Below are 16,274 nucleotides of genomic sequence, written 5' to 3'. Positions count from 1 at the left end.
GCGTTGACCTGTGGATTCGACGTTGGTCCGTCGATTAGGCCCTGGAGACTCGGCTTTCAGAATTGACCTGCCGACTCAGCTTGCGGACCCGGTCTTGGAGGCTGGGCCTGCGGACTCGGCGTTGGAGACTTCGGCGTCGACAACGCTTTGGTCCGTGGACGACGCCATCTCCGAATCAGCTCATCGCCGTATCCGAATCAGCTCCGGTTCGACCCCGGATCAGCTCCGCGTCATCTCCTCGTAGATGCGCTTGCAGTCGGGGCAAACCGGATACTGTGAGGGATCGTGCTTCGGCACCCATATTTTCCCGCACAGCGCCACGACCGGACGGCCAGTCATGCGGGACTGCATGATGCGGTCCTTGGAGACGTAATGCGCGAAACGATCGGCATCGCCGTCGTCGCTCTTCTGTGTCTGTTCCTTGGTCTCCGGACGCTCCAATACCGCGGTGCCGGTGCCGGAATCCGGGTCCGACAGCGGAGAGACCGGATCGTCGGGACCATCGACCACGCGATCACACACGGTCCGTGCCTCGTATGCCCATACCTTGTTCATATGCATGCCTCCGCAATCTCGTGTTTCAAGCCGGCTTCCATGATACCGCGGGGCTCCGTTCCGGTTTCTGCCCCCGTTGTCCGTAGGCCTGTATGTCCGTATGACCGTAAGTCCGTATGCCTGTATGCCTGTACGTCCATATCTCCGTATGCCTGTATGCCCATATGACCATATGCAATCCGGACTCCTGCATGCCTGCATATCCATATGCAAGCGAAATACCGAAGAATTGGGGAATGCCCGTTATCCATATTTCCCCGTGCCCGCATTTCCCCCGTGCCACATGCAACAGATCGCAATCGAGGCCCCTGGCACATCAAACAAGATGAACCCAATGCGATACGACCCGGTCGCCGGCAGTATGACCGGAATGTGAGACTCGAATCCTCAGGCGCCTCAGACAAGTCGGGCATTACAAAAAGGGAGCCGCGGAATTCCGCCAGTGAATAATTGTATTGGCCGAGTTGTCTATGTGAACCTACGACTCTTGTCAGCGAACCTGCGACCTGTGTACGTGAATCGTCGATCCCTGTACGCGAACCAACGACCCTTGTCTGCGAACCGTCGATCCTTGTCAACGAATCAACGACCCTTGACGACGTACCCGCGACCCTTGTCGGTATACCTGCGACTCTTGTCGGCGAATCGTCGATCCTTGACAGCGAACCGGCGACCTGCGTAGGCAAACCGGCGACCCTTGACGACGTATCCGCGACTCTTGACGACGAACCTACGATCCTTGTCGGCATACCTGCGACTTGTGTAGGCAAACCTACGACTTGCGTACACGAATCGGCGACTTGCGTAGGCGAACCTACGACCCTTGACGACGTATCCGCGACGCGCGTACGCCAACCCGAACCCGCAAACCGCCAACCTGCCTATGCGAAACCCACAACCCTCGCCCGCAAACCGCATCGAAGCACGGATCGGATGCACGACGCAGGCAAGTCCGGAGCCCACGGACCGACGACGCGGGCCCGCTTTTCATTTGACGGCTCGGCGGGCTAGTCTAGGCACCATGACCATCGCAGTGTGCCCAGGCTCCTATGACCCCGTAACCGCAGGACATCTCGACGTCATCGAACGCAGCTCCCGGCTTTTCGAGGCCGTACATGTACTGGTGGCGGTGAACGCGGCGAAGACGCCGATGTTCTCCGCCCAGGATCGCGTGCAGGCGATCCGACGCGCGTTGGATGAGGACGGATACCCCCAAGTCCAGGTGGCCTCCACCACCGGTTTGGTGACCGACTATTGCACCCAGGTCGGTGCGACGGTTATCGTCAAGGGCCTGCGCCAGAACGGCGACTACGAGGCCGAACTCGGCATGGCCCTGGTCAACCGCAAGCTCGCGCGGGCCGAGACCCTGTTCATCCCCGCGGATCCGGTACTTGAACATATTTCCAGTTCCATCGTCAAGGATGTGGCCCGCCACGGCGGCGACGTGAGGGGTATGGTCCCCGACTGCGTCATACCAATGTTGGCCGATGTCCTACACAAGGAAAGAGTCAATCATGGCTGATGAATCACACGATACGGCGGCCGGACGCCACTCTGCGACGAACGGCCAGGGCGACACGGGCACGCAGCCCTCGAATCTCGGCAGCCAGCCGATCTACCAGCCGCAGGATGATGACCGGACCGGGCAGACGGAAGCCGTGACGAACCTGTTCGCGGCCACCCCGCTTCCCGACCTGCGCGAGGGCGACGACGTCGCTGCGAACCCCGATGCGAAGAGCCGGGCCGAGTTCACCACCGTCTACGACACCATCGACCGGCTCGAGGCCTCACTGGCCGAGGCCAAGGGCTCGTTGTTCGCGCCCGGCATGGTGAAGGTGGATCGCGACGAGTTTAGCGAACAGCTCGACCTGCTCAAAAGCAAGCTCCCCGTGCAGCTGGAACGCGCCTCGTCGCTCATGCGCGAATCCGAACGGCGTCTGGAGACGGCGCAGAGCCAATCGAACGCCATCATCGCCTCCGCGCAAAGCCGTGCCGCGGACATGGTCAAGGAAGCGCACGAACAGGCCGAATTCCTTGCCGGCCAGGAGAACGTCACCGAACTTGCGCGGCAGAAGGCGCGGGTCATACTCGACAAGGCGCAGGAGACCTCCGACCGCCTGACCCAAGGCGCCAACCAATACTGCTCGAAGGTCATGGGAGAATTGCAGGACCAGCTGGGCAAGCTCGGCCACGACGTGCAGGCCGGGCTCGACCTGCTCGACCAGCGCCAGCAGGAGGCGGGCGAGGTCCTGCCCCATCTCGAACAACACGATTATCCGGAGGCCTGACATGCCACGTCCAGAAGATTCACCATGGGCCGTGCCCGTCGCACGGCTCTCATCGCGCGCCGGGCAACACCAGGACGTCGATGACGTGTTCCCCGCCCCCGACGGCATCGGCGACCACGTCGTCGGCATCAAGGAGGGCTCGGACATCCGCGTGACCGGGTCGTTCGACTCCATCGTCGACGGGCTGATTCTCTCGGCGCGCATCAGCACCCGGTTGCAGGCCGAATGCACGCGCTGCCTCACACCGATCGACCGCGAGTGGCAGGCGAGCGTCACAGCATTCTTCCCCTACGAGGAGCCATCCACGGGCAGGAACCGTCGGGATGGCCGCACAGGCAATCACGGCATGGATGACGCCGACGATGACGCCGAGATCCTCGCCGGCGAAGAGGAGAGCGAGGACACCTACCCGCTGAGCCCCGACGGTGGTTTCGCCGACCTCGAGGCGTTGCTGCGCGACACCTTCGCCGAGCATCTGCCGGTCCAACTCGTGTGCCGTCGCGACTGCCGGGGACTGTGCCCGCAATGCGGCATCAACCTCAACGAGCATCCGGAGCACCATCACGAGCTGCCAGACCTGCGCTTCGCCGGTCTGGCCGGGCTCAAGGCGCGCCTCGAACAGCAGCAATAACCCGAGACGACGGGCGAAGTACCGCTGGTTAGGTACCAGCGGCCGCGCGTACGGATACCTCAGGTAGGCACCAGGAGCCGCACATGCGGATACGACGAGTACGCACAATCCCGAATGCGCGGATATCGCGCGTACGGATACCTCAAGTAGGACAATCCCGCACGTGTAGATATCGCGAGTACACGCATGCCCGAATGTGCGGATGCGCGCGCCTCTTGTCGATGTACAACGGGTGCGTTAAGATTCTGTACGCTTAAGCTCAAGAGTTCGAACGAAATAGAGGAATACCATGCTTTGCCAAAGTACAAGACTTCGCGCGCCAACACCCATTCGCGTCGTGCGAATTGGAAGGCGACCGCCGCCCAGACCATCAAGTGCCCGAACTGCGGTGCACCGATGCTCTCCCACATGGCATGCCCGAGCTGCGGATCGTTCCGCGGCCGCGTGTACCGTGAAGGCATCCGCACGTCCCACACCAAGTGAGTCCTGCGACAAGCAACATGAAGACCCTGCCATCGACGGGTGGCGGGGTCTTCGCATATCCACCATCGAAGACCCTGCCATGGCGCCCGGCACGTAACGGCGTCACGGCACGACAGAGAGTGTGAGAACACCATGGACAACGAGCACAGCGAACACAGCGATACCGCATCGAACCAGGCCGCGCAGGCCAGTCGTCATGAAGACGACCGTCACGAAGCAGACCGAACGGCCACGCGCAGCGCGCAGCAGCCGGTGAAGGAACCGAGTGAGGAACTGCTCGGCAGGCTGGGCACGACGCTGTCCCCCGACCTCCTCGTCGAGGCGCTCACCCACCGGTCCTTCTCGCATGAACACCCCGGCGCGCTGAATTACGAGCGCCTTGAATTCCTCGGTGACGCGGTGCTCGAGCTCGTCGCCACCGAAACCCTCTACCGCATCCACCCCGACATGAACGAGGGGCAGCTTGCGAAGATGCGCGCGAAGGCCGTGTCCGAAGAGGCCCTGTCGGCCATCGCCCGGGACGTGCTGCAGGTCGGCCCCTATATCCTCCTTGGCAACGGCGAGGCGGAGACCGGCGGGGCCGAGAAGAGCTCGATTCTGTGCGACATCGTCGAATCCCTGATCGGGGCGACCTTCATCGAGCACGGCATCGACGAGGCCCGCAAGGTCGTGCACCATCTGGTCGATGACACGTTGGACGAGGTGTCGCATGAAGGCCCGGCGCTCGATTGGAAGACCTCACTTACCGTGAAGGCGCACGGCATGGGACTGCAGGACCCCGAATACCGCATGGGCGTGGACGGTCCGGAATTCGCGCAGATGTTCACCGCCCGCGCCGTACTGCCCGACACCGACGAGGTGCTGGGCACCGCCTCGGGCACCAGCAAGCGCAAGGCCCAGCTCGCCGCCGCATCTCTGGCATGGAAGACCCTCGACGCCCGCGACCACACGAAGGCCAAGCACGGCAAAACCGATCGGCGCAGGCACGGTTCCGCGCATAGGTAAACGTCCCGACTCGCCAGCATGTGGGCGTCGACACGGGATGTCGCTCGCCCCACAGTACGATGAATCCCAATTGCACGGGCCGGCGAGCGCCACAAGCCATCCGCAGGGTCCGCGCATATCCCCGACCACACCGCGTGATGTGACAGCGGGCGTGGTCGGTTCGGGGGACAGCACCAACGTAAGAGGAGAGGACCATGGCATCACCAACGCCGCTTCAGGCGTTCAGTTCAGTGCCCACACCATCGAGGAAGCCCGCGCAGCGCACGGACGATGGCCGCGGGGAGCGGATGACCGGCGCACAGGCACTGATTCGATCACTGGAGGATCTGGGCGTCAAGGACGTCTTCGGCATCCCCGGCGGGGCCATCCTGCCGGTCTATGACGCCATCACGGACGATGTCTCGTTCCGTTTCGTCCTCACCCGCCACGAGCAGGCGGCCGGCCATGCGGCCGAAGGGTACGCCATCGCCACCGGTGAGGTCGGCGTATGCATCGTCACTTCGGGCCCGGGCGCCACGAACATGGTCACCGCGATCGCGGACGCGACCATGGATTCCGTGCCGCTCCTGGTCATCACGGGCCAGGTCGGCGTCGATGCCATCGGCACGGACGCCTTCCAGGAGGCCGATATCGTCGGCATCACCTACCCGATCGCCAAGCACTCGTTCCTCGTCACGCGCGCCCAGGACATCCCCCGCGTGCTCACCGAGGCTCACCACATCGCCCGGACCGGACGCCCCGGCCCCGTGCTAGTCGACATCACCAAGACCGCGCAAAAAGAGATGATGTCGTACTCCTGGCCGCAGCGCATGATCCTGCCGGGATACCACCCCACGACCAAACCACACGGCCGGGTGCTCGCCCAGGCCGCGGAGCTCTTCACCCAGTCCTTCCGCCCCGTGCTGTACGTGGGCGGCGGCGCGGTTCGCTCGAACGCCGGAACCCAGGTCAAGGCCCTCGCCGACCTGACCGGAGCCCCCATCGTCACCACGCTGCCCGGACGCGGATTGGTGCCCGACGACGACCCCAAGGTGCTGGGCATGCCCGGCATGCACGGCGCCATTGCGGCGACGGGCGCCTTGCAGCGTTGCGATCTGCTCGTCGCCATCGGCGCCCGATTCGACGATCGCGTCACCGGCAAACTCGAGAACTTCGCCCCGGCGGCCCGCGTCATCCATATCGACATCGACCCGGCGGAGATCGACAAGAACCGCCAGGCCGACGTGCCGATCGTCGGCGACGTGGCCACCGTGCTCGAGGCGCTCATACCCGTCATCGAGCAATCGTGGAAGACCCACCCCCACCCCGATCTCGACGCCTGGTGGGCGCTGCTGCATGACTGGCTCACCCGCTATCCGACCACGTACGAGGAGTCGCCCGACGGCACCCTCGCCCCGCAGTGGGTCGTCAAGGAGCTCTCCGCGCATGCCGGCCCCGGCACCATCTGGGTGTCGGGCGTGGGGCAGCACCAGATGTGGGCCTCGCAGTTCGTCAACTTCACCCACCCCCACACCTGGATCTCCTCGGGAGGCCTGGGAACCATGGGATACGGGCTTCCCGCGGCCATCGGAGCGACTGTTGGCGCCGCGAGGGACGACGGCCGTCCCAGGCCCGTATGGCTGATCGACGGCGACGGCAGCTTCCAGATGAATTCGCAGGAGCTCGCCACCGCATTCCTCGAGCACACGCCCGTCAAGATCGCGATCCTCAACAACTCCGTGTTCGGTATGGTGCGGCAGTGGCAGACGCTGTTCTTCCACCAGCACTACTCGCAGACGGATCTGCGCGACGGCCAGGCAGGCAGGGACACGGAGACCGCCGGGACCTCAGGAACCACAGGGACCACAGGGATCTCAGGGACCTCCAAGGCCTCCGACACCGCGGACACCATGCAGTTGGGCCCCGACGTCCCCGACTTCGTGACGCTTGCCCAGGCCTATGGCTGCGTCGGCATGCGCGCCCGCACCAAGGAGGAGGCGGTGACCGCCATCGAACGCGCCAACGCCATCAATGACCGGCCCGTGCTCATCGACTTCCGTGTCTGGAAGGACGCCATGGTCTGGCCCACGATCGCCGCCGGCGTCTCCAACGACGAGGTCGCCTACCGGCCCGGCATCAACCCGCTGCACGCGGAGACGAAGGAGTAAGTAACTCACATGGCCATCTATCCCGCTTCACAACCGGGCTCGCATCGTCACACGCTGTCCGTGCTGGTCGAGAACCGCCCAGGCGTCCTCGCCCGCATCGCCGGACTCTTCGCCCGTCGCGCCTTCAACATCGACTCCCTGTCGGTCTCCCTGACCGAACGGCCCGACATCTCACGCCTGACCGTCACGGCGGAGGTCGAGGAGATCCCGCTGGAGCAGATCATCAAGCAGCTCAACAAGTTGCTGCACGTCCTCAAGATCGTCGACCTGGACCCGGGCACCACCGTCGAACGCGAGCTCGTGCTCATCAAGGTCACGGCCGACGAATCCAACCGCTCCGACGTGCTGGAGATCGTACGCCTGTTCCGCGTGCGCGTCGTCGACGTGCACCCCGCCTCCCTGACCATCGAGGCCACCGGAGCCGAAGGCAAGGTCGACGCGCTGCTCGGGCTGCTCGAACCCTACGGGGTCATCGAACTCGTACGCTCGGGATCGGTCGCCGTGACGCGGGGACCGCACGCGCTGAGCGAAAAGGTCATCGGCTCGGAGGTCACCGGCCGCTAGGGCCGCCGAATCACTCCTCGATCCGCTCGGAGAGCTCCATCCACTCCTCTTCGAGCGCGGAGCTCTGCGTGCCCACGGCGTTGAGTTTCGCATTGAGCTTGTCGAGTCCCATGAAATCACTGGGATCGTGATCCGCCATCTTCTGTTCTATGGCGGTTTTGCGTTCCTCGAGTTTGGCGAGTTTGCGCTCGATGGCCGACACCCGTTTCGTGACCTCATGGAAAGCCTTGCCGGTGAGCTTGCCGTCGTCGGACGCACCGTCGCCGCCGGCAGAACCCGAGTCATCCCCCGTGGACGCCGACCCCGATGCCCCCGACGACCTCGACGACCCGCCGGCATGTGCCTGCGCCTGCTCGATCAGGCGCATGTAGTCATCGACACCGCCGGGCAGGTGGCGCACCTTGCCGTCGATGAGGGCGAACTGGTGGTCGGTGACCCGCTCGAGCAGATACCGGTCGTGGGATACGACGATGAGGGTGCCCGGCCAGGTGTCGAGCAGATCCTCCATTACGGCGAGCATATCGGTGTCCAGATCGTTGCCCGGCTCGTCCATGATGAGCACGTTCGGCTCGTCCAGGAGGATGAGCAACAGCTGCATGCGGCGCTTCTGGCCGCCGGAGAGGTCGCGGATCGGCGTCATGAGCTGCGCCGATTCGAAACCGAGCCGCTCCATGAGCTGGGCCGGCGTGACCTCCTTGCCGTCGACGATGTAGGAGGGCTTGTATCGGCTCAGCACCTCTTTGATCTTGTACTGGTTGAGCTTCTCCAGTTCGTCGAGCCGCTGGGAGAGCACGGCGAATTTGACGGTCTTGCCGATCTTGACATGACCGCCCGTCGGCGTCAACGTGCCGTCGATGATGCTCAGCAGCGTGGATTTGCCCGCCCCGTTGGCCCCCACGATGCCGAAACGGTCGCCGGGGCCGATCAGCCAGGTGACGTCGTCGAGGATCATGCGGCCCCGCACGGTGACCTTGCGCGCGGCCGACGTGGGCTCAGGCGCCGATGCACCGGTCACCGAGGTAGCGTCCGTTGAGCCATCGATCACCGGGCCACCGGCCACCGTATCACCCGTCACCGAACCGTCGGACGTCGCAGCGTCGCCGTTGGTCGCGAGGCCAGTCGTGCTGCCAGTCGAGGGGCCAGTCGCGGAGCCCGCCGATACGGGGCCATCGTCGAGTCTGACCCCGGCGTCGATCAACCGGGGGTCGTCCGCCGTGTCGACGTCGACCTCCAGCGATCCGGTGAGTTCGGGCTCGGCGTAGCGCGCCGGGACCACGTCGACATGCGATGCGGAGGCCGCACTCGCCTCCCCCTCGTCAGGGGCCTCATGCCCGTCCGTATTCCGCGCCGCGGCATCGGCGAAGATCTGCGTCACGTCGTTGAGGTCGACGACTTGCTTGCCCAGGCGTGAGGTGGCCATCTGCCTGAGTTGCAGGGTGTTGCGCATCGGCGGCACGTCGGCGATCAGCGCGTTGGCCTGCTTGACGTGGAACCGCTGTTTGGTGGCGCGCGCACGGGCTCCCCTGGAGAGCCATGCGAGTTCCTTGCGCGCCAGGTTGCGACGCCGGTCCTCACGCACGCCGGCCTGTCGATCGCGCTCGACGCGTTGGAGCATATAGGCGCTGTACCCGCCTTCGAAGGGTTCTATGGTGCCGTCGTGGACCTCCCACATCGAAGTGCACACCTCGTCGAGGAACCAACGATCGTGGGTGACGAGCAGCAGTGCCCCCTGACTTTGCCCCCACCGGTGCTGGAGATGCTCGGCCAGCCAGTGGATGGTGACCATATCGAGATGGTTGGTCGGCTCGTCCAGCGCGAGGATGTCCCAGGGGTGCAGCAGCAGACGCGCGAGATCGACCCGTCGGCGTTGGCCGCCGGAGAGCGTGCCGACCGTGGCCTCGAGGTTCATGCCGCCCAGCAGCGCCTCGACGATATCGCGCGAATCGGCATCCGACGCCCACTCGTAATCCTGTCGATCCTCCAGGGCGGCGTGGCGGATGGTGGCATCGTCATCCAGCGCATCACGCTGGTCCAGCATGCCGAAGCTCAGATCGCCACGCCGGGTGACCTGCCCACTGTCGGGCCGCTGCGTTTCGGCGAACAGCCGCAGCAAGGTGGATTTGCCGTCGCCGTTGCGGCCGACGATGCCGATGCGATCGCCTTCGAAGACCCCCTGGGTCACATCCGTGAATACGGTGGTGGTGGCGAAGCTGAGGGAAACATGGTCGAGTCCAAGGTCATAAATCGGCATAATGCACCAATGTACCGCCGCCTATGGGCACCGACCGCAGACGGTCTATTCGGCCAGGGTGCGCGCGTAGGTGCTGCAGCGCGCGGCGAACGCCGAGAAGATCTGTTCGGCCAACGGGTGCAGCCGCGGTTCGTAGAGCACGAAGTCCTTGCGGATGGCGGCTATCTGCGACTTCTTGAGGCCCTTGGTCATCGCGGGTTCGGCGAGCCATTCCTCGAGCAGGGTCGCGGTGACCTCGAGGTGGAACTGCAGGCCCAGGGCCGATCCGACCCGGAAGGCCTCGTTCGCGGTCTCGGGCGAGCGTGCGAGCAGTTCGCCACCCTCGGGGACGCCGACCTGGTCCTGATGCCATTGGAGCACATGCACCTGCTTGCTCCACATGGAGAAGTAGTCATGGTTGACCACACTGGTGATCGGTTCGAAACCGACGATCGGGGCCTTGCCACTGGAGAGCTTGGCACCCAGCGCGGAGGCGATGATCTGGTGCCCCAGGCACACGCCCAGCACCGGTTTGCCCGACCCCACGGCGGCCCGCACCAGCTTGGCCTCGGCCTTGAGACCGGGATGGTCGCCAAAATCCTGGGCCCCCATCGGGCCTCCCATGATCACCACGCCGCACAGCTCGTCGAAGGACGGCAACTCGGGTTTCTTCTCGTCGGCGACGATCACGGTCCGCGTCCCCAGATCCAGATCCTCGAGGTTCTCGAGGATGCGACCCGGTTTCTCCCACGGCACATGCTGCACGATGAGCACATATGATGAAGTCATATATACATCATGGCATTGCCCCTGTAACACGTGGCCGCAGCGCACGATGTTGTCTGCCAACGCCTCTACGCTCGAGGGTATGCATACCGACGGTAAACCGCTTGATTCCAGCCTTTCCCTAGCCTCCGCGGCCGCAGCGCTGCGGCTGTACGACACCGCTTCGCACGCGGTCTCGCCGTTCACCCCCCTGGTGCCGGGGCGGGTCGGCATCTACGTCTGCGGGGCCACCGTGCAGAGCTCCCCGCACATCGGCCACATCCGCGCCGCCGTGGCCTTCGACATCGTGCGTCGTTGGCTCATGCGTCTGGGCTACCAGGTCACGTTCATCCGCAACGTGACCGATATCGACGACAAGATCCTCGACAAGGCCGCCGCAGCGGGCGAGCAGTGGTGGCAGCGCGCCTACCGGTACGAACGTGAATTCACGCAGGCGTACGACGCCCTGGGAATGCTTCCCCCGACCTATGAACCCCGGGCTACCGGGCACATGGGCGAGATGGCGGAGCTCATCGCCCGGCTCGTCGACCGCGGGCACGCCTATGTGGTGCGCGATGCGGCGGGCCGTCCCACCGGCAACGTGTACTTCGACGTACCCAGCTGGCCCGAGTACGGCGAGCTGACGCATCAGAAGCAGTCCGCCCAGCCCGACGATGAGGCCTCCCGCGTCGCGGACAGCATGGGGCCGAGCGTCGACGACGAGGGCGAGGACCGATACAACCCGGCCGATCCGGCCGACGCCTCCCCCGACAAGCGCGATCCGCGCGACTTCGCGCTCTGGAAAGCCTCCAAACCCAGCGACCCTCCGACGGCCCGCTGGTCCACCCCCTTCGGCGTGGGCCGCCCGGGATGGCATCTGGAATGCTCCACGATGAGCCACCGGTACCTCGGCGAGATGTTCGACATCCACGGCGGTGGGCTCGACCTGCGTTTCCCCCATCACGAGAACGAGATGGCGCAGACCAAGGCGTCCGGCTGGCGTTCGGCCAACCGCTGGATGCATTCCGCATGGGTCACCGCCAAGGGTGAGAAGATGTCGAAATCGCTGGGCAATGGTCTGTCGGTGGGCCAGGTGCTCGCCGAGGACAGCGCCTGGGTCGTGCGCTACGCCTTGGGGGCCGTGCAGTACCGTTCCATGCTCGAATGGTCGCAGCGCTCACTGACCGAGGCCGAGGCCGCCTACGAACGCATCTCGAACTTCATCCAGCGCGCCGGCGAGGCCGTGGGCGGCCAGCCCTCCCGCGCGCAGATCGCCGCCGTGGGTGCCGACGCGTTGCCTGAGGCCTTCACGGCCGCGATGAACGACGACGTGAACGTCTCGGGCGCGACCGCCGCCGTGTTCACCGCCATCCGCGAGGGCAACACCATGCTCGCCGCCTCGGGCGAACGGACCGCCACCACCACGGCCGCTATTCGGTCCACTCTGGTGGCCGTGCGGGCCATGCTCGACACCTTGGGCCTCGATCCGCTCGCCGACCCGTGGGCGACGGGCCGGGATGACGCGGACGGCGGTCACGACGAGCATGAGGCGCTCGACGCCCTCGTACGTGAACGGCTCGAGGCCCGCGCCCAGGCACGTCACGCCAAGGACTTCGCCACGGCCGATGCGATCCGCGACGGCCTGGGCGCCGCCGGCATCCTCATCGAAGACGGCGCCCAGGGCTCCTCGTGGAGCCTGGGCGCCGCCAGATAACGGGATCGCGCGGGTCCTACCCGCGCAACGTCAGAACCCGCCCTGTTCGACGACCTCGATGCGGGCGTCAAGCCCCTCCTTCTCAAGGAAGTAGCTCAACGGCTTGAGGTCCTCGGCCTCGTAGCGCTTCTTGAAGGCCTCGATGCGCTCGGCGCTGAACAGCCTCGGCTCCAGCTCGAGCATCTCCGCGGGTAGCGGCCGCTCGTTGGTGATCCTGGCATTGACCACGACCACCTTGCCGTCACGCACCTCCTGCGCGGCCTGGGCGAGAACGGCATGCGCCTCGTCGATCGTGTTCACGGTGTGGCCCACGGCACCCATGGCCTCGGCGAGCTTGGCGTAGTCGATGTCCATGAAGTGCACGCCCAGGTACCCCAAGTTGGTGTCCTCCTGCTCGTCCTTGATGAAGCCGTACTGCTGGTTGTTGAACACCACGTGCAGGGTCGGCAGGTCGTACTGCACGGCGGTGGCGAGATCCTGCATGGTCATGTTGAATCCGCCGTCCCCGGCCAGGTTCCACACCTGGCGGTCGGGGAAGTCGAGCTTGGCGCTGATCGCCCCGGGGATGCCCACGCCCATGGTGGCGAACAGCGATGACGTGCGCCACATCTGCTTGGGGTTCATGTGCAGGTGCCGGATCGAGGTCTGGGTCACGTCGCCGACGTCCACGGAGAAGATGGCGTCCTCTTCGGCCACTGCGTTGATGGCGTCGTAGACCTGGTAGAGCTGCAGGTCACCCTCCCGCTTCTTCTCCAGCTTCGTGACGTACTCACGCCAGTTGGCGACGTTCTCCAGATTCGCCCGCCACCATCCGGTGCCGGGCTTCTCGTCCACTTTGGCGTGGATCGCGCGCAGGGCATCGCCCGCGTCGCCCAGAATCGCCACATCGGTGCGGTGGCGCTTGCCCAGCTTCGAGGGATCGATGTCGATCTGGATGAAGTGCCTCACGTTCTTGAACAGATTGGACACTTCGGCGAAGGGGTAGTTGTTGCCCACGAACAGCACCGTGTCGGCCTCGGGGAAGCATTCGACCGAGGGCTTGGTGGACACGCGGTTGGGGCTGCCCAGCAGCGCCTCGAAATCGGAGGGGAAATTGTCGAAGCTGATGCCGGTGTTCGCCAGCGGCGCCTTGATCTTGCGGCACAGATCCATGACGATCTGGTGTTCCCCGCGTGTGCCGATGCCCGCGAAGACGACGGGGCGTTCGGCGTGGTTCAGGATCTCGACGGCCGCGTCGATGTCACGCTCGTCGAGCGTCGGGTTGGGGTAGCGGCGCGAGGCGTTCGCGGCGGAATACCAGCCGTCCTCGGGGATATCGACCCAGCCGAGGTCGACGGGGATCTGCACGACCGCCACGCCGTTCTTGGCATAGGCCTGCCGGATGGCCTCGTCGATGACGTGGGGCATCTGCGCGGCGGTCGACACCTGACGGTTGTAGATCGCGACGTCGGCGTAGATGGGGTTCTCGTTCATCTCCTGGAAGGTGTCCCAATTGAGGCCGGCCGTGCCGAACTGCCCGATGAGGGCCAGCAGCGGCACATGCTCCTCGCGGGCGTCGTACAGGCCCTGCAGGGTGTGGGTGCCGCCGGGGCCGGCGGAACCGAAGCACACGCCGATATGCCCGGTGTACTTGGCGTGCATGGAGGCGGCGAGCGCCCCCACCTCCTCGTGGCGCACCTGGACGTAGTCGATGTTGTCGCGCTCGACGTAGAGCGCGTCCATGAGCGAGTTGATGGAGCCTCCGGGAATGCCGAAGATGTGCTTGACCCCCCAGGATTCCAGCACCTTGACGGTGGCGACACCGGCCTTGATGGCGCCTTCCTTGTGCTGGTTCGCCGTGGCGGCGTCGAATCCGAACTGAATGACGTTCTTTGCCATGATCTCCCTTGCCTTACGGGCCGCCGTGGCCCTGTGGTCCATACGATCGCGTGGCCGTTTCGACGGGCAACTTCGTCCGACGCTCTCGATTCGACCCCGAATCGGCCCGGCCTGCCCGGGCATCTGTTCACGAGCCACTGTATCATCGCGCATTCGGCGCCGACGGTTGTTCGCTATGAGGTTCCTCACAGTGTGAGATTGCTTATATTCCGGGCTTCGCGGGACACCCCACGCACCGTGTGAGACGGGTGCCATGTTCCGTGAGCGGATCGGATGGAGTCGGGGCGGCGCTGCGTACGCCGCGACCGCGGTCCTTCTTCCGTATGCACGGCTAAACTGAATCGCATTATGGCAGCATTTAGTTCTTTGACAGACCGGCTCTCGAATGCCTTCAAGCATCTCAAGAGCAAAGGCAAGCTTTCCGAAGCGGACATCGACGGGACGATCCGCGAGATTCGGCGTGCGCTTCTCGATGCGGATGTGGCGCTCGAGGTCGTGCGCCCCTTCACGGCGCGCATCCGCGAACGCGCGTTGGGTGAGGAGGTCTCGCAGGCCCTGAACCCGGCGCAGCAGGTCGTGCGGATCGTCAACGACGAGTTGACCGCGATCCTGGGTGCCGGGGTCGACCGGCCGTTGGCGTTCGCCAAGAACCCTCCCACCGTCATCATGCTCGCCGGCCTGCAGGGCGCGGGTAAGACGACGCTGGCGGGCAAACTCGGGTACTGGCTCAAGGACGCGGGGCACACGCCGCTGCTCGTGGCGGCCGATCTGCAGCGTCCGAACGCCGTCACACAGCTCGAGGTGGTCGGCGAACGGGCCGGCGTGCCGGTCTACGCGCCTGACAAGGGCGTGCAGTCGGAGGGCGGCGAGGCCGTCTCCTCGCCCTCGGGCACCACCGGCGACCCGGTGAAGGTCGCACGCGACGCCATCGAGGTGGCGAAGACGAAGCTGTACGACACGGTGATCGTCGATACCGCCGGACGTCTCGGCGTCGACGAGGAGCTCATGCGTCAGGCGCGCGACATCCGCGACGCGGTGCACCCCGACGAGATCCTCTTCGTCATCGACGCGATGATCGGCCAGGACGCCGTGAAGACCGCCAAGGCCTTCGACGACGGCGTGGACTTCACCGGCGTGGTGCTCTCCAAGCTCGACGGCGACGCCCGCGGCGGTGCCGCGCTCTCCGTGGCGAGCGTGACCGGCAAGCCCATCCTCTTCGCCTCCAACGGCGAGGGGCTCAAGGACTTCGAGGTCTTCCACCCCGACCGCATGGCCTCGCGCATCCTCGACATGGGCGATATCCTCACCCTCATCGAACAGGCGCAGCGCGAATTCGACGAGGACGAGGCCAAAGAGGCCGCCCACAAGATGTCGCAGGGCACCTTCGGGCTCGACGATTTCCTCGCCCAGCTGCAGCAGGTGCGCAAGCTCGGCTCGATGAAGAGCCTGCTCGGCATGATCCCGGGCATGGCACAGCACCGCAAGGAACTCGAACAGCTCGACGAGCACGAGATCGACCGCACCGAGGCGATCGTCTATTCGATGACCCCGGCGGAACGGCGTGAGCCTTCCATCATCGACGGTTCGCGCCGGGCACGCATCGCCTACGGCTCGGGTACGACCGTATCCGCCGTCAACGGCCTGCTGCAGCGTTTCGAACAGGCCGCCAAGATGATGCGGCGCATGACGAACAAGTCGGGCATGGGCGGAATCCCGGGATTCGGCGGCCCTGCAGCCGGCGGCGGGCGCAAAGGCGGCAAAAACAAGAAGCGGCGGTCCAAGTCCGGCAACCCGATGAAGCGCGAGGCCGAGGAGCGGGCGCTGCGCGACAAGCTCGCCGGCAAGGGCACCGCGTCATCCGGCGGCTCGGCTTTCGCCAAGCGGCCCCAGCACCCCGAACTCCCCCCGGAGCTCCAACAGGCCCTCGGTGGGGAACCGGGCCAGGAGGACGGCCCGCAGCTTCCGCCGAATCTCGGTGGCGGACTGTCCGGCCTGTTCGGATAGTCGTGTACGA

The 16,274-nt window shown here is 65.2% G+C and carries 13 protein-coding genes; 9 read left to right on the top strand and 4 right to left on the bottom strand.

Features of this window, described 5'->3' with window-relative positions; genetic code table 11:
- Positions 1-219 precede the first annotated feature (219 nt).
- Entirely contained in the window at positions 220-555 is a 336-nt protein-coding gene (locus BMON_RS03240; protein WP_033512680.1) for a DUF3039 domain-containing protein, read from the bottom strand.
- A gap of 1,021 nt (positions 556-1,576) precedes the next feature.
- Between BMON_RS03240 and coaD the strand changes: the two genes are divergently transcribed.
- From coaD to ilvN, 7 genes are all read left to right on the top strand, one after another.
- The gene (gene coaD, locus BMON_RS03235; protein WP_033512585.1) at positions 1,577-2,077 is read left to right on the top strand and encodes a pantetheine-phosphate adenylyltransferase; all 501 of its coding nucleotides are present in this window, start codon (positions 1,577-1,579) and stop codon (positions 2,075-2,077) included.
- Positions 2,070-2,843 (top strand): cell division protein, encoded by a 774-nt coding sequence (locus BMON_RS03230; protein ID WP_237745307.1) that lies wholly within the window; start codon positions 2,070-2,072, stop codon positions 2,841-2,843. The genes coaD and BMON_RS03230 overlap by 8 nt, the downstream gene beginning before the upstream one ends.
- A 1-nt stretch (position 2,844) precedes the next feature.
- A complete protein-coding gene (locus tag BMON_RS03225; RefSeq protein ID WP_033512582.1) occupies positions 2,845-3,474 on the top strand; it encodes a YceD family protein in 630 nt (209 codons plus the stop codon).
- 276 nt (positions 3,475-3,750) lie between these two features.
- Positions 3,751-3,957, top strand: a complete 207-nt coding sequence (gene rpmF, locus BMON_RS03220; protein ID WP_034885246.1) for a 50S ribosomal protein L32 — start codon at positions 3,751-3,753, stop codon at positions 3,955-3,957.
- A gap of 132 nt (positions 3,958-4,089) precedes the next feature.
- Positions 4,090-4,962 (top strand): ribonuclease III, encoded by an 873-nt coding sequence (gene rnc / locus BMON_RS03215; protein WP_081882824.1) that lies wholly within the window; start codon positions 4,090-4,092, stop codon positions 4,960-4,962.
- Positions 4,963-5,156: 194 nt separating this feature from the next.
- Positions 5,157-7,109 carry an acetolactate synthase large subunit gene (locus BMON_RS03210; RefSeq protein WP_033512578.1) on the top strand — a complete coding sequence of 651 codons (1,953 nt, stop codon included), beginning with the start codon at positions 5,157-5,159 and terminating at the stop codon, positions 7,107-7,109.
- Between the two features lie 9 nt (positions 7,110-7,118).
- Entirely contained in the window at positions 7,119-7,673 is a 555-nt protein-coding gene (gene ilvN, locus BMON_RS03205) for an acetolactate synthase small subunit (protein WP_033512576.1), read from the top strand.
- Positions 7,674-7,683: 10 nt separating this feature from the next.
- On the opposite strand, the gene BMON_RS03200 is transcribed toward ilvN, so the two are convergent.
- Together BMON_RS03200 and BMON_RS03195 are read right to left on the bottom strand one after the other, a co-directional pair.
- Complete coding sequence (locus BMON_RS03200) at positions 7,684-9,924, bottom strand: ABC-F family ATP-binding cassette domain-containing protein (protein WP_033512574.1); 2,241 nt, start codon at positions 9,922-9,924, stop codon at positions 7,684-7,686.
- Between the two features lie 45 nt (positions 9,925-9,969).
- The gene (locus BMON_RS03195) at positions 9,970-10,692 is read right to left on the bottom strand and encodes a type 1 glutamine amidotransferase (RefSeq protein WP_033512572.1); all 723 of its coding nucleotides are present in this window, start codon (positions 10,690-10,692) and stop codon (positions 9,970-9,972) included.
- Positions 10,693-10,771: 79 nt separating this feature from the next.
- Between BMON_RS03195 and cysS the strand changes: the two genes are divergently transcribed.
- Complete coding sequence (gene cysS, locus BMON_RS03190) at positions 10,772-12,382, top strand: cysteine--tRNA ligase (protein ID WP_033512675.1); 1,611 nt, start codon at positions 10,772-10,774, stop codon at positions 12,380-12,382.
- A gap of 30 nt (positions 12,383-12,412) precedes the next feature.
- On the opposite strand, the gene spxB is transcribed toward cysS, so the two are convergent.
- Entirely contained in the window at positions 12,413-14,260 is a 1,848-nt protein-coding gene (gene spxB, locus BMON_RS03185) for a pyruvate oxidase (RefSeq protein WP_051917826.1), read from the bottom strand.
- A 348-nt stretch (positions 14,261-14,608) separates the two neighbouring features.
- Between spxB and ffh the strand changes: the two genes are divergently transcribed.
- Positions 14,609-16,264: a signal recognition particle protein gene (gene ffh / locus BMON_RS03180; RefSeq protein WP_193345831.1), complete on the top strand. Its 1,656-nt coding sequence runs from the start codon at positions 14,609-14,611 to the stop codon at positions 16,262-16,264.
- Positions 16,265-16,274 lie beyond the last annotated feature (10 nt).

This window comes from Bifidobacterium mongoliense DSM 21395, from assembly GCF_000741285.1.
Taxonomy (GTDB): Bacteria; Actinomycetota; Actinomycetes; order Actinomycetales; family Bifidobacteriaceae; genus Bifidobacterium; species Bifidobacterium mongoliense.
This window is presented reverse-complemented; position numbering and strand designations above follow the sequence as displayed.

Coding starts and splice junctions, on each gene's coding strand:
- spxB (WP_051917826.1), bottom strand. CDS start 14,260: ATGGCAAAGAACGTCATTCAGTTCGGATTCGACGCCGCCACGGCGAAC.
- BMON_RS03225 (WP_033512582.1), top strand. CDS start 2,845: ATGCCACGTCCAGAAGATTCACCATGGGCCGTGCCCGTCGCACGGCTC.
- rnc (WP_081882824.1), top strand. CDS start 4,090: ATGGACAACGAGCACAGCGAACACAGCGATACCGCATCGAACCAGGCC.
- coaD (WP_033512585.1), top strand. CDS start 1,577: ATGACCATCGCAGTGTGCCCAGGCTCCTATGACCCCGTAACCGCAGGA.
- BMON_RS03210 (WP_033512578.1), top strand. CDS start 5,157: ATGGCATCACCAACGCCGCTTCAGGCGTTCAGTTCAGTGCCCACACCA.
- BMON_RS03200 (WP_033512574.1), bottom strand. CDS start 9,924: ATGCCGATTTATGACCTTGGACTCGACCATGTTTCCCTCAGCTTCGCC.
- BMON_RS03195 (WP_033512572.1), bottom strand. CDS start 10,692: ATGACTTCATCATATGTGCTCATCGTGCAGCATGTGCCGTGGGAGAAA.
- ilvN (WP_033512576.1), top strand. CDS start 7,119: ATGGCCATCTATCCCGCTTCACAACCGGGCTCGCATCGTCACACGCTG.
- BMON_RS03240 (WP_033512680.1), bottom strand. CDS start 555: ATGAACAAGGTATGGGCATACGAGGCACGGACCGTGTGTGATCGCGTG.
- cysS (WP_033512675.1), top strand. CDS start 10,772: ATGCATACCGACGGTAAACCGCTTGATTCCAGCCTTTCCCTAGCCTCC.
- ffh (WP_193345831.1), top strand. CDS start 14,609: ATGGCAGCATTTAGTTCTTTGACAGACCGGCTCTCGAATGCCTTCAAG.
- BMON_RS03230 (WP_237745307.1), top strand. CDS start 2,070: ATGGCTGATGAATCACACGATACGGCGGCCGGACGCCACTCTGCGACG.